The 13,786-nt window shown below is 60.4% G+C and carries 10 protein-coding genes; 4 read left to right on the top strand and 6 right to left on the bottom strand.

The window, feature by feature from the left end:
* Positions 1 to 53: 53 nt before the first annotated feature.
* The gene (locus tag KI231_RS23600; RefSeq protein WP_103304594.1) at positions 54 to 854 is read right to left on the bottom strand and encodes a helix-turn-helix transcriptional regulator; all 801 of its coding nucleotides are present in this window, start codon (positions 852 to 854) and stop codon (positions 54 to 56) included.
* A 125-nt stretch (positions 855 to 979) separates the two neighbouring features.
* Here KI231_RS23600 and KI231_RS23595 point away from each other — a divergent pair, with 125 nt between their 5' ends.
* Together KI231_RS23595 and KI231_RS23590 are read left to right on the top strand one after the other, a co-directional pair.
* Positions 980 to 1,795 carry a carbon-nitrogen hydrolase family protein gene (locus KI231_RS23595; protein ID WP_213026483.1) on the top strand — a complete coding sequence of 272 codons (816 nt, stop codon included), beginning with the start codon at positions 980 to 982 and terminating at the stop codon, positions 1,793 to 1,795.
* Positions 1,796 to 1,981: 186 nt separating this feature from the next.
* Positions 1,982 to 3,307: an APC family permease gene (locus tag KI231_RS23590; protein ID WP_213026482.1), complete on the top strand. Its 1,326-nt coding sequence runs from the start codon at positions 1,982 to 1,984 to the stop codon at positions 3,305 to 3,307.
* A gap of 7 nt (positions 3,308 to 3,314) precedes the next feature.
* Here the strand turns inward: KI231_RS23590 and KI231_RS23585 are convergent, their stop codons facing one another.
* Genes KI231_RS23585 through KI231_RS23565 form a run of 5 tightly spaced genes read right to left on the bottom strand, consistent with a single transcriptional unit; the run spans position 3,315 to position 11,656 of the window.
* Positions 3,315 to 4,718 (bottom strand): ATP-binding protein, encoded by a 1,404-nt coding sequence (locus KI231_RS23585; protein WP_213026481.1) that lies wholly within the window; start codon positions 4,716 to 4,718, stop codon positions 3,315 to 3,317.
* Complete coding sequence (locus tag KI231_RS23580; RefSeq protein ID WP_103304598.1) at positions 4,715 to 6,529, bottom strand: DAHL domain-containing sensor histidine kinase; 1,815 nt, start codon at positions 6,527 to 6,529, stop codon at positions 4,715 to 4,717. Before KI231_RS23580 ends, KI231_RS23585 begins: the two co-directional genes overlap by 4 nt.
* On the bottom strand, positions 6,526 to 7,479 hold the full coding sequence (locus KI231_RS23575) for a cytochrome-c peroxidase (protein WP_213026480.1): 954 nt from the start codon (positions 7,477 to 7,479) through the stop codon (positions 6,526 to 6,528). The genes KI231_RS23580 and KI231_RS23575 overlap by 4 nt, the downstream gene beginning before the upstream one ends.
* 44 nt (positions 7,480 to 7,523) lie before the next feature.
* A complete protein-coding gene (locus tag KI231_RS23570) occupies positions 7,524 to 9,395 on the bottom strand; it encodes a putative bifunctional diguanylate cyclase/phosphodiesterase (RefSeq protein WP_213026479.1) in 1,872 nt (623 codons plus the stop codon).
* Positions 9,392 to 11,656 carry a GGDEF/EAL domain-containing response regulator gene (locus KI231_RS23565; RefSeq protein WP_213026478.1) on the bottom strand — a complete coding sequence of 755 codons (2,265 nt, stop codon included), beginning with the start codon at positions 11,654 to 11,656 and terminating at the stop codon, positions 9,392 to 9,394. The genes KI231_RS23570 and KI231_RS23565 overlap by 4 nt, the downstream gene beginning before the upstream one ends.
* Positions 11,657 to 11,910: 254 nt before the next feature.
* Here KI231_RS23565 and nosR point away from each other — a divergent pair, with 254 nt between their 5' ends.
* Both nosR and KI231_RS23555 read left to right on the top strand, forming a co-directional pair.
* Positions 11,911 to 13,269, top strand: a complete 1,359-nt coding sequence (gene nosR, locus KI231_RS23560) for a response regulator c-di-GMP phosphodiesterase, NosR family (protein WP_213026477.1) — start codon at positions 11,911 to 11,913, stop codon at positions 13,267 to 13,269.
* 69 nt (positions 13,270 to 13,338) lie between these two features.
* On the top strand, positions 13,339 to 13,770 hold the full coding sequence (locus tag KI231_RS23555) for an NUDIX hydrolase (RefSeq protein WP_213026476.1): 432 nt from the start codon (positions 13,339 to 13,341) through the stop codon (positions 13,768 to 13,770).
* Positions 13,771 to 13,786: the final 16 nt, after the last annotated feature.

The raw sequence follows: 13,786 nt of genomic DNA, 5'->3' as shown, positions 1-13,786 counted from the left end.
GGGATAAATCCCCTCGCCACAGGGGATATCAAGCCACTGCGTGCGTTGGCTGTTCAGGCGTTCTGCGCCTGAAGAAATATCGAAAACAGCTCCGACTGGGATTTGATCCCCAGCTTGCTGTACATGTGTTTCTTATGGACTTTCACGGTTTCTACGGAGATTTCCAGCTTACGGGCGATTTCTTTACTGGAGCAACCGCTGAGCATCAAACGGCCGACGTCCAGTTCGCGGGCGGTCAGTTGCGCGCCCTTGAGTTGTTGCACCGAGGCTTCCAGTTGCACCCGCCAATCCACCGCAGCGGGTGAGGTGGCAAGGGCCACGGTTTCGTTGATTTCGTAAGGCAGACGCTGGCGCAACAGGCCCAGCACCCATGGCTGGATCAATGACAGCAAAGCGATCTGCTCGCCAGTGAAACGTTTTTTACTGCCCAGCGACAGGCACAACGTGCGCTCGCCTTCGAGCTGACAATTGAACTGGATTTCGTCGGCGACCACATTCAGACGAAAGTATCGCTGGTAATACTCGGTCAGCTCGAAATGCTCCGGCGCCACCTCCGAGAGGCGATACAAACCGGTACGCGATTGCTCGCGGCAGGCGATGTAGAACGGGTCGAGGAGGTACAGACCGCGCAGATAGTCCTGAAACAGTTGATCCGGACTGCCGTCCACGCCGGGGCATTCAGCGAACACCTGCGGGTGTTGATCGGCGCTGAACAACAGCGCAACCCAGCTATCGAACGCCACGTACTGGTCGAGCAAACGCACCAGTTGCGCCCAGAAATTCGGCTTGTCCAGCGCATCGATCAGCTGCCCGACGGCGCGGTGCCAGGTGATGTCGTCAAACGAAAGTGTCATCGATCTACCCCTATCGGGTTACCCCGGCCGCGTGATTCCCAGGCCGGTTGCTTGCTGCGCATACTGGCTCACAGACAGCCACCGGGCAATCTTTCAGCGCCCGGCACTCAGAACAAGGATTACCGATGAAAGTCGAACTCGCGCAACTGGCGGGCCGTGACAATGGCACCGCCTACAACCTCGAACGGGCCCTTGCCGCGATTGCCGCGTGTGCGGCCGACACGCAACTGATCGTGTTCCCGGAAACGCACCTGATGGGCTTCCCGACTGCCGCGACTGTTGCGCAAACATCCGAGCCAGTGGATGGCCCGACCGTGAACGCAGTGCTGGCCGCCGCCCGCGAACGCAACATGGCGGTGGTGATCGGCATGGCCGAGAACGACAACGGTCGCTTCTTCAACACCACGCTGCTGATCACCCCCGAAGGCATTGCCTTGAAATATCGCAAGACGCATTTGTGGGCTTCCGATCGCGGTGTATTCGAGGCGGGTGATCGCTATGCGACCTGCGTGTGGAACGGCCTGCGCATCGGTCTGCTGATCTGCTACGACATCGAGTTTCCGGAAACCGCCCGTGCCTTGGCGCAACTGGGCGCCGAGTTGCTGATCGTGACCAACGGCAACATGGACCCCTATGGCCCGACCCATCGCACCGCGATCATGGCGCGGGCTCAGGAAAATCAGGCGTTCGCGCTGATGGTCAACCGCGTGGACGCGGGGGATGACGGCTTGATGTTTGCCGGTGGCAGTGCGCTGGTTGATCCGCTGGGGGCGCTGTTGTTCGAGGCGGGGCGCGAAGAAGGGACGTTCAGCGTTGAGCTGGATTTCGCCCAATTGAAGATCGCGCGCAAGGATTACCGCTATCTGGATGATCAGCGCTTGAAGTTGCCGGGGGAGGTGGTGGAGCACGCTTGCGGGCGGCGCGAGTTGCTGATCCCTTGACCCGTTGTACCCGATCGTTCCCACGCTCTGCGTGGGAATGCAGCCCGGGACGCTCCGCGTCCCAAGAGCAGACGCAGAGCGTCCATTGAGGCATTCCCACGCAGAGCGTGGGAACGATCAGCCACACCCGAAACATTCGCCGAACTCGGCTCTGCCATAAAACCAATAATTCGGAGTAAGTCGCCCATGGCTCGTTTGCAACGCACCCTTTCGCTAGGGTCGGTGGTGCTGTTCGGCATCGCCTACATGACGCCGATCATTGTCCTCGGCACCTTCGGCATCCTCGCCCAATCCACCGCTGGCATGGTGCCCGCCGCTTATCTGGCCGCACTGATTGCGATGTTTTTCACCGCGATGAGTTACGGGCGTATGGCTGCTGCGTTCCCCGTCGCCGGCTCCGCCTACAGCTACGTACGCAAGGCGATCAGCCCGAAACTCGGGTTCATTGCCGGTTGGGCGGTGCTGCTCGACTATCTGTTCCTGCCGATGGCGATCTGGCTGATCGGCGCCGCTTACCTGGCCTCGGCCTTCCCGTCAATTGCGCAATGGATCTGGGTCCTTGGGTTCATCGGCATCACCAGTGCGATCAACATCATCGGCCTGAAACTGGCCAACGGCATCAACGCCTTGCTGATGCTGGTGCAGTTTCTTGTGCTGATCGCCTTCGTCGCGCTGTGCGTGCACTACATCGGAGGCGATGCGAGCACACCGCTGTGGTCGATCAAACCGTTCTTCAATGGCGACATGCAGATGCCGCTGATCATGAGCGGTGCGGCCATCGCCTGTTATTCGTTTCTGGGCTTTGACGCGGTCAGCACGTTGACCGAAGAAACCCGCGATCCACGTCGAACCATTCCTCGGGCGATCATGTTGATCACCCTGATCGGCGGGCTGATTTTCGTCGGTGTTTCGTACTTCGTGCAGATCGCCCACCCGTCGTTCCAGTTCGACAGCGTCGACTCGGCAGCCTACGAAATCGCGCGCAACATTGGCGGCGACCTGTTCGTCTCGATCTTCCTCATCGGCCTGATCGTCGGTCAGTTTGCTTCCGGGCTTTCGGCGCAGGCCAGTGGCTCGCGACTGTTGTTCGCGATGGGTCGCGACGGCGTGCTGCCGAAGTCGTTCTTCGGCACCTTGCACGCGCGCTTCGGCACACCGGTCAACAGCATTCTGCTCTGCGCGGTCGTGGCATTGCTGGCGCTGAAACTCGACGTGACCACCTCGACCTCGTTCATCAATTTCGGCGCGTTCCTGGCGTTCAGCCTGGTGAACCTGTCGGTGATCTTTCATTACTGGATCGGCGGCGAAAAGAAGGGGCTGCGCGAGCTGGTGCTGTTCCTGATTTTCCCGTTCATCGGCCTGGTGGCGGATTTGTGGCTGATGGTCAGCCTCGATCACCTGGCGGTGTATCTGGGCCTGAGCTGGCTGGCAATCGGTGTGGTGTATCTCGCGGTGCTCACCGGTGGCTTCCGTCGCCAGCCGCCGGAGATGGATTTTCAGGAAGCCACCTGAGGCGTCCTCACGCGCCGGGCCGGCTCTGGCGCAGCGGCAGTTCGACGCGAAAAGTCGTGCCCACGCCTGGCTCGCTGCGCACTGAAATGTCTCCACCGTGTTTTTTCACGATGCCGTAGGACAGGGACAAGCCCAGCCCTGTCCCCTGGCCGACCGGTTTGGTGGTGAAGAAAGGGTCGAAGATTTTTTGCAGAGTGTCCGCTGCGATGCCCGAACCGGTATCGGCAACTTCAATCCATGCAGTGTCTTGCACCTGCCCGGTGCGCAAGGTGATGGTGCCGCGCTCGGCGCCCATGGCCTGAGCGGCGTTGACCACCAGATTCATGATGACCTGATTGATTTGCGACGGCAGGCACTCGATGTCCGGCAGCGCCTGATACTCCCTGATCACGTCGGCCTTGTATTTGAGTTCGCTGGCGACAATGTTCAAGGTCGACTCGATGCCTTGCTGCAGGTTGGCCCACTGCCATTGCTGATTGGTATCGACCCGGGAGAAATCCTTCAGATCCTTGACGATCTGTCCGACCCGGCCGATGCCTTCCTTGGATTCGCGGATCAGCACGGGAATGTCTTCAAGCAGAAAATCCAGTTCGATGTCTGTGCGCAATTGCTCCAGCCGTGCCACGTTCTCGCGGTCCTGGCTGGGGCCAAGCGTCTGGTAGGCGTCGAGCATGGTCAGCAGCTGCTTGAAGTAGTTGTCCAGAGTGCCGAGGTTGGAGGAAATGAAGCCGATCGGGTTGTTGATTTCATGGGCCACCCCGGCCGCCAGTTGCCCCAGTGACGCGAGTTTTTCCGACTGCACCAATTGCCCCTCCAATTGCTTGCGTTCGTCGATTTCCCTTTGCAGGGCTTCACTGGCCTGCTTGAACTGGGCGGTGCGCTGATCGACCAGATCCTCCAGATGATGCATTTGCAGCGAGGCGCGCTCCGTCATCTGCCATTTGGTCAACAGGGTATTGGCCATCTGCTGCACTTCGATGTTGTCGAACGGCTTCTTCAGGATCAGTAATCGATCATGGGCGTGCAGACGTTCCAGCAGTTCGTCCCAGGAATAATCCGAGTACGCCGTGCACACCACCACTTGCAGCAGCGGATCCTGTTGCCAAAGGTGTTCGATGGTTTTCGCGCCGTCCCAGCCATCGGGCATGCGCATATCCACAAAGGCCAGCGCGTAGGGGCGTTGTTCCTGCATGGCCTGCACCAGCTTGCCCAGACCTTCTTCGCCGCCATAGGCCGAATCCAGTTCAAACAGCGGACGCTCGGCATGAGCCTGAGTGCCGAACAGTGCGGCTTCCATCTCGTCCAGTTCCACCGACTGCGCTGCCGGTGGCGCAAGAATCTTGCGAAAGTCCTCATGGATCGACGGCATGTCGTCGATCAGCAGAATACGGCGGTTGGTCTGCTCGCTCATGCGTTCTCCGTGACGCTGATCAGAGGGATCTGCAGGGTGAACAGCGCGCCTTTGCCCGGTCCGTCGCTGTGGGCGGTGAGGTGGCCGTTCATCTCGATGGCCGCCAGGGCGCAGCTGTGCAGGCCGAAGCCGTGGCCTTCCTTGCGCGTAGTAAAACCGTGGGCAAAGATCCGCGTCATGTTCTCGGCGGCAATGCCTTCGCCATCGTCCCGAACGCTGATTTCGAGGAAGTGGTCATCAACGACCTTGACCCCCAGGGTCATGGTTCGTGGGCGATTGCTGAGGTCGGACATGGCGTATTTGGCATTGCTGATGAGGTTGATCAGAATCAGCAGCAAGCGGTGTTTGTCGCCCATCACCTGAGGCACATCGGCGTACTCCTTGACCACCGTGACGTGATGCCGGGTCAGGGCGCCGGCGTTCATGCGCAGCGCGTCTTCGAGCAGTTCGTTGATGAACAGCGGCTCGGTCATGCTGTTGGCCCCGGCATAGGATTGCTGGGTGGCGACAATGTCCTTGATGTGGTCGACGCTCTTGTTCATCTGGTTCAGCTCATCGACCATTTCCTGTTGTTCCTGGGCAATGGCGGCGACCAGTTGATTGAGGTAGCCGGGGAGCAATTTGCCCTTGGCATCCTCGCTGAGAAAATGGCCGAGGTCGTGGGGGTGTTCGTTGATCAACTGCATGGCCTTGCCCAATCCCTGGCTTTTGCTGGCACGCAGTTTTCGCGCGATCAGGTCGGAGGAAATGTTCACGCTGTTAAGCACGTTGCCGACGTTGTGCAGCACATTGGTCGCGATCTCCGCCATGCCGGCCTGACGCGCGGCGTCGAGGAGTTCGCTTTGGGCGTTCTTCAGTTCGCGGGTGCGCTCCTCGACCCGTTGTTCCAGTGCATCGTTGGCGGCCTGCAAGGCGCTGTTGACCCGATTGATTTCGGCGAAACTGCGAATCAGGCGAACGGCCAGCCACATCAGCGACAACATCAGCAGCACGGAAAACAGCAGCAGATAGAAGTGGTATTTGCGGTCGATGATTTCGACCCGCTGCTGATCCTGGTCGAGCATGGTGGTGATGGTGTCCAGACGGTCGGCCACGGGAATCGCTTCGATACTTTCAAGCAGTTGATTGACCCGCGGCTGCTCCCGCGCAATCAGGCTGATGTGGTTACTCAAGATCCTGATCGGCGCCTGAAACTCCTGGGGCAGGCGTTGTGCATTCACCGCCAGTTTGTTCAGACCGACCTCGATGTCGGCGGCCTTTTCGGCGGAGGTGACCTGAGCAAACTCCAGGGCGCTGAGCAGCAGGTCGTAGGTATCGGTGGTGATGTTCTGCAGTTGCAATTTATCGAAATCGGCCAGGTTGGCCAGCTGCGCCTGGATGTCGTCTTCTGCCGTCGGCAGGAATGCCAGCGAGTTGCGCAGCAAGGCGTTGTGCGACTTGAACTGTTCGACCAGACGGGTCTTTTCCTGCATGGCTTGCAAGTAGGCCTCATGGGCGTCGTTCCATTGCGCCGAGTCGTTGCGCCCGTGCCCGGACTCCAGAGAATCAAAGCGCTCCCAGAGCCGGCTCATCTCGTTCATCGGCGATACCAACGGGTCGTAGTTGTGAGAGATCGCCACTCTGGCCTTGAGCACCTCGTTTTCCCATAGCGCGTTCTGTTGTTTGATTTGCCGGATCAGGTCCCGGGAATCGGTGTACGTCATGGTCCGTTCGGAACTGGACTTGAGGTAAAGAAACAACAGGGTCGAGGCCAGGATCACCGCGAGCAGAGTGAGCAACAGCAGGCTGCCGCGACGTGAGATGTGGTTCATGGCGTGCCCTCCCATCGGCCGGTCAGGGTCTGCAGAAACTGAATGATCAGGGCCTTGTCTTCGTCGCTCGGCATACGCCCCAACTGGTATTGGAACATCACGTCCACGGCTCGCTCGAGGGTCGGCGCCGAGCCATCGTGGAAGTAGGGCGCGGTCAGTGCGACATTGCGCAGACTCGGCACCTTGAACACGGCACGATCCGCTTCGTCAGCGGTGACATTGAAGCGTCCCTGGTCGGCCTCCGTCGGGTGGCCGCGATCAGCGATGTAATCACCGAACACCCCGAATTTCTGGAACATGTTGCCGCCGATGTTCACGCCTTGATGGCAGGCAATGCAGCCGTAATCCTTGAAACGCTGGTAGCCGTACTTTTCTTCCAGGGTCAGGATGTCGGTGTTGCCCGACAGGTATTGATCGAAACGCGAGTCAGGGGTAAGCAAGGTGCGTTCGAAGCTGGCCAGCGCTTGCTGGATATTAGCCTTGCTCACACCGCCCGGGTAGGCGGCGGCGAAGTCCCGGCGATAATCGGCGTCGCTGGCGATACGCTCGACAACGGTGCTCCAGTCACTGCCCATTTCATGCGGGCTGGTGATGACGACGTTGCTCTGCTGCTCCAGGGTCTCGACGCGGCCGTCCCAGAACTGGCGAAAGTTGAGGGCGGCGTTGAAAACGCTAGGCGTGTTGAACGCTACCGGTTTGCCGTCGAAGCCCAGTGAAAAGGCACGGCTGTCGGCACCGTTCTTGTCCAGTTGGTGGCAGCTGGAGCAAGACAGCGTGTTGTTGATTGATAACCGTGGCTCGTGGAATAACCGGCGACCGAGTTCGACACGCCGGGCATCCTGTTGCTCAACCTTGGGCAAAGGCTTGAGCGGTTCGTCCAGCGGCTCGGCGCGGGCGTTTGCGCAGAGCACGCAAAACAGCAAAAGCATGGCGCGATGCAAAAGGTTCATCGACAAGGAACTCCCTGATTCGAGGCCAGTTTCACGGGAGGGCATCAAACCGTCCATGGCGCGGATCCGGCGCCGCTCAGCAAAGCCACAAATTCAGTGGCCGGCAGGGCTTTGCTGAAAAAGTAGCCCTGTCCTTCTTCGCAGTGGTGAGTTTTGAGAAAGGCCAGTTGTCCGGCCGTTTCGATGCCTTCGGCGATGACCTTCAGGCCCAGGCTTTTTCCCAGGCTGATGATGGCGCCGACGAGGGCGGCATCGTTGCTGTCATTGCTCAGGCTGCGAATGAACGATTGATCGATCTTCAGCACATCAATGGGAAAACGGCGCAGGTAGCTCAGGCTGGAGTAGCCGGTACCGAAGTCGTCGATGGCCAGGCGTATGCCCAATGCCTTCAGACGATTGAGCGCGCTCATCGTCGCCTCGACGTTTTGCATCAGTACGTTTTCGGTGATTTCCAGCTCCAGCCAATCGGCCGCCAGCCCCGACTGCGCCAGCGCCCGCTCGACACTGTCGACGAAATCCCGCTGACGAAAGTCGATCGGTGAAATGTTCACTGACATGCGGATCGGCGGCAGTCCGGCCACTTGCCAGGCCTGCGTCTGGCGACAGGCCTCGCCCAGCACCCATTGGGTCAGTGGCACGATCAGTCCGCTGTCTTCGGCCACAGGAATGAAGTCCGCCGGATACACCCAGCCGTGCCCGGGTTTCTGCCAGCGCACCAGTGCTTCGGCGCCGACCACCCGGCTGCTGCGCAGATCGATTTTCGGTTGATAGTGGAGGACGAATTCGTGCTGTTGCAGGGCCCGGCGAATGCCTGACTCGATGCCTTGTTGCTCACGGGCCCGCAGGTTCATGGCTTCGATGAAGAAACCGATGTCGTTGGGGCCGGTTTCCTTGACGTTGCGCATCGCGGTCTCGGCTTTCTTGATCAGCTCGATGGCATCCAGTCCGTCTTCGGGGTAGACGCTGATGCCCACGCTGGCCGTAACGCTGACGTCATGGCCGGCAATCGTCTGTGGCAGGCGGATGGCGGCAAGCACTTTTTCGGCGATGCCGCGGGTCTGCTGAGGGTGGCTGATGTCGCTGAGAATCACCACGAACTCGTCGGAGCCGTAGCGAAAGACCGAGTCCGATTCACGCACGCACAACAACAGTTGCTGGCCCACCCGTTTGAGCATCTCGTCACCCGCCGGATGCCCCAGCGCATTGTTGATGCGCTTGAACCGGTCCAGCCCCAGAAACATCACCACCAGTTGCTTGTCATGGCGCCGGCAGACGGCCAGCGCCTGACTCAAACGATCACCGAGCAGGGTGCTGTTGGGCAGGCCGGTGAGGCTGTCGTATTGCAGCAGGTGCGACACTTTCAGCAATTCGTGCACCCGCGCCTCGATGGTTCGTTCAAGGCCGAGCATTTTCAGGGCGGCGTCTTGGGCCAGCTGCCATTTCCACGTCAGGGCGTTGGCCATCTGGCGGATTTCCAGGCTGTCGAACGGTTTCTTCAGGATCAGCAATTGATCGCCGAACTCCAGACGTTCGGCCATGGCTTCCCAGCTGTAGTCACTGTAGGCGGTGCACAAGGCGATTTGCAGGTCAGGATCGGCGCGCCACAATTGCTCGATGGTTTCCAGGCCGTCCCAGCCGGGCGGCATGCGCATGTCGATGAAGGCGAGGGCGTAAGGGCTGCCGGCAGCCAGTGCGCGCTGCACCAGGGCCAGGGCCTCCTGACCTTGATAGGCGGAGTCGAGCTGGAACGTCAAATGCGGCGACAGGGGGCTGCCAAACAGCGTTTGCTCAAGCTGATTCAGATCGACTTCGTCTTGCGCCTGCGGGGCGAGGATCTTGCGGAAGTCATCGTGAATCGCCGGCGTGTCGTCGATGATCAGGATGCGCCGGTTGGTTTGCGGGGAAGGCTTTTTCATCCCTCGTCTTCCTGTGTGGGCGCAGCCGATGCGTGTCCGTCCTTGAGTAATTGTCCTGCCTGCTCGGCGCTGACGGCTTCGCTGAAGTAGAGACCCTGCGCGCTGGGCAGCGGGGCAACGGCGGACGCTGCGTAATGCCGATTCTGCGGAGGCTGGCCTTCGGCGATGATGCCGATGTCCAGGTCCCGGGCGAAATTGACGATCGCTCGCAGAGCGTTGGCGCCGGCCACATCCTGAGTCGCGCTGTCGATAAAGCTCTGGGCGAGTTTGAGGTGATTGACCCGGTAGGTTTTCAGGTAATCGAACGATGAGTATTCGGTGCCGAAATCATCGATGGCGATGGTCACGCCCAGTTCGCGCAGGCGCGGCAGTACGTCGTTGTGCGTCCACTTGGTCTGGGCCAGCGTCGCCTCGGTGACATCAAAACGCAGGTCCCAGGGCGCCAGCTCCCAGCGTGCAGTGGTGCGCAGTACGTCGTAAATCAGCTCCGGGCCGCTCTTGAGTTGGGCCAATGAAAGCTTGATCGCGATCACCGGCGGTGCGACACCTTCGTCGCGCCATATCTGCATCTGGCGGCAGGCGCGATCCAGCACCCAGCGGCCCAGCGGAATGATCGCGCCGGTTCGCTCCGCCGCCGGCACAAAGGCGCCCGCCGTCAGCAGCCCGAGTCGCGGATGTTGCCAGACGATTTGTGCCTCCATGCCCAGAATCCTGCCGCTGTGCAAATCCATCTCCGGCGCGTAATGCAGCCGCAGCTCATCGCCCTCAAGCGCGGTCATCAATTCACTGACAATGGTCATGCGCTCGGCCACTTCCCGGGAGATCTCCTCCGAGTGGAAGTGGTACTGGTTGCGGCCCATTTCCTTGGCGCGATACAGCGCCATGTCGGCCTGCCCGAGCAGACTGTCGGCATCGAGGCTGCTGGCGCTGTAGGTGCTGATGCCGATGCTCACGGAAATGTGCAACGCATTGCCGGCCAGGTTGTAGGGCGTCAGCAGTGCGTCGCGGATATTGGCCGCCATCGCGGCCGATTGGGTCGGGTCGCTGACGTCCAATTGCAGGATCGCGAACTCGTCACCCCCGAGGCGCGCGACGACATCGTTTTCGCGCACACCGGTCCTGATGCGCCGGGCCACCTCCTGCAACAGCAGATCGCCGACGGGATGGCCCAATGTGTCATTGATCCGCTTGAAGTGGTCCAGGTCCAGATAAAACACCGCGAAGGGCATGGCGCCTCGGCGTGCGGCGGCAAACGCCTGATGCAGACGCTCAATCAGCGTGGCGCGATTGGCCAGCCCTGTGAGGCCGTCGAGGCGGGCCAGCAATGCCAGTTTTTCCTCGGCAAGGCGGCGCTCGGTGATGTCCAGAATAATGCCTTCGACTTCCAGCAGCCGGCCGTCGTGATCGCGCACCGGGATGTAGCGGTTTTCCACCCAGCGCCAGGTGCCCTGACCGGTGCGCAAACGAAATTCGATCGACGCCCCCGACGCATGACGATCCAGCACCCGGGCCATGGCGGCATCGACGCAGGGCTGGTCGTCCGGGTGAATCAGTAACTGAGCCCAGTTCGCTGAGCCGACGAGGTCCGCCGCGACATGGCCGTAGCGGGTGATGTTGTGGGAGATATACATCAGCGCAAACGAAGGGTCGCCGCGCAGCCGGTAAAGGATGGTCGGGCTGTTCTGCACGATGATGTTGGCGTCGGACAGTTCCCGGGTGCGCGCCTGAACCGCTTGTTCGAGCCGGTTGAGCTTGAGTTCGGCGTCTTCGGTCATTTGCCATTTGACCGTCAGGGCACTGGCCATCTGGCGAATCTCGATCGCATCGAAGGGCTTTTTCAGAATCAGCAAGCGGTCGTTCAACGCCAGGCGCCGGTCGATGTCTTCCCAGGAATAGTCGGAATAAGCCGTACACAGCGCGACCTGCAACCTGGGATCGACCTGCCACAGCCGTTCGATGGTCTCCAGGCCATCCCAGCCCGGTGGCATGCGCATGTCGATAAAGGCCATGGCATACGGACGATTGTCGGCCAACGCTGCTTCGAGCTTGTCCAGGGCTTCGCGGCCCTGAAACGCCGAATCGATTTCGAATAGCTGAGGCTGGGCCACAGACGGTGTGCCGAACAACAGGCTTTCGGTTGCGTCCAGACCGTCGTCTTCGGGGGCGGCGGGGCTGAGAATCTTGGCAAAATCGCCATGAATGGCCGGGCTGTCATCGACAATGAGCACACGGCGATTGATCTGCGTCGATGGCAGGCTCATGCCGCAACGTCCATGGGGTCACATGCTGCTGTCATCGGGAGCATCCTTTCCCTCATGTCAGGCCTGTTCGAAGGCTGACGGAGTCGTACAACGTGATGAGCATAGTTGTCCCGCCGGCATTTCGCCTGTGCAGCCGGGCCGAAGATTTGCGTGAGCGCTGCAAAAAATCATCTAGCCTTTGAGGCAGGCGCGGGGCAAGCGGGGTGGTAGGTCGGTGCGTCGATCAAGTTCACTGTCACGCTTGAGGGCACGCCATGGAAGAGCAATCCACCTCGACGCACAGCCGCCGCCCCAAGGTGCTGCTGGTCGATGACGAAGAGTCGATTCTGAACAGCTTGCGCCGCTTGTTGCGGGGGCAGCCCTACGATGTTCTGTTGGCCACCAGTGGCGCGCAGGCGCTGGAGATGCTCCAGACGCAGCCGGTGGATCTGGTCATGAGTGACGCACGCATGCCCAATATGGACGGCGCCTCGTTGCTGGCCCTTGTCCGCGAACGCCATCCGGCCGCTGTGCGCATCATGCTCACCGGTTATGCCGACCCGTCCGCCATCATCAAGGCGATCAATGACGGGCAGATTCACCGCTACATCAGCAAACCGTGGAATGACGAGGAGTTGCTGCTGATCCTGCGCCAGTCCCTTGAGCATCAGCACTCCGAGCAGGAGCGCCAGCGTCTGGAGCAGGTGACGCGGGTGCAGAACGACCAGCTCAAGCTGCTCAACAGTACCCTTGAAAAGCATGTCGCCGCGCGTACGGCTGAACTGCAGCAGACCGCCGACATGCTTGATCTGGCCTACGAAGAGCTCAAGCACAGCTATGTCACCGGCACCGAAGTGTTCTCGTTGCTGGCCAATCTGCGCTTGCCCCCGGCCAAACAGACCAACCGGCAGATCATCGAACTGGTGCGCAGCTACTGCACACAGCATGGTCTGGACGAGGCCACCAGCCGCGACCTGACCATGGCGGCGGCGCTGTACAACGTCGGCAAACTGAGCTGGACCGACGGCATGATGATCACGCCCTCGGACCTGCTACGGCATACCGATCGCGAGCGTTATCGCGCTTATCCCAAGCAGAGCGAATCACTGTTGATGACGCTGGACCCGATGAAGGATGCGGCACGCCTGATCCTGCATCATCAGGAGCGTTGGGACGGCAGCGGGTTTCCTGACCGGCTCAAGGGCGAAGCGATTCCGTTTGGTTCACGCTTGCTGAAACTGGCGGTGGACTTCGTCGAGTTGCAGCGTGGTTTGATTCTCGAGCGACAGATGAACAGTGACGAAGCGCTGCTGTACCTGCGCCAGTACGCCGGGCGCTTGTACGATCCCGATCTGGTCGAAGATTTCATTCAGGTGTGTGCGGCCTTCCTCAGTGACGTCACCTTGGCGGATCCGACGGTCAAGGTACTGACCACTCGGGATCTGGCGGCGGGAATGATCCTGGCACGCAATCTCAATGCCGATAACGGCATGTTGCTGCTCAATGCCGGCAAAGTCCTCAGCGGTCTGCTGGTGGAAAAGCTGATTGCCTTCGAAGCCATGGAAGGCGCCAAGTACAGGATATTCGTCAAGGTGCCGGAGGAGGTCGAAGCCGCGCTCAAGGCTCAGGGGTGAGGCCGGGCAACGTGACGTCATCGGGCAAGCATGGGATCCTTGCGTTTTTTCAAGGCTGGTGGCTGAGCCATGACCTCTGCATCCGTTGTCCCTCCACTGATTCGTATCGCCGCCGCCCTGCTGGTTCGTGCCGATGGCCAGACGTTGCTGGTACGCAAGCGCGGCACCACGGCGTTCATGCAACCGGGCGGCAAGATCGAGGCGCATGAGTTGCCGGTGCATGCGCTGGCCCGTGAGCTGGAGGAGGAGCTGGGATTGGCGATCGATCCTGCTCAGGCAACGTTCCTCGGGCAGTTCTCGGCACCCGCCGCCAACGAACCGGGGTTTATCGTTCAGGCCGAGATATTCCAGCTGAGCATCGACGCCGAGGTGTCTCCGGCCGCTGAAATCGAAGAAGTCATCTGGGTCGACCCCACCACTGATCCTGCTGTGGTTCTGGCGCCATTGACACGCGACCTGATCCTGCCGTTTTATCGAGCCTCGCTGACTGCGATCGCCTGATCATCCACGCAAAGGA

It is taken from the genome of Pseudomonas sp. Seg1, assembly GCF_018326005.1.
Taxonomy (GTDB): Bacteria; Pseudomonadota; Gammaproteobacteria; order Pseudomonadales; family Pseudomonadaceae; genus Aquipseudomonas.
The sequence above is the reverse complement of the archived record's forward strand: the minus strand, read 5'-3'. Positions and strand labels throughout refer to the sequence as shown.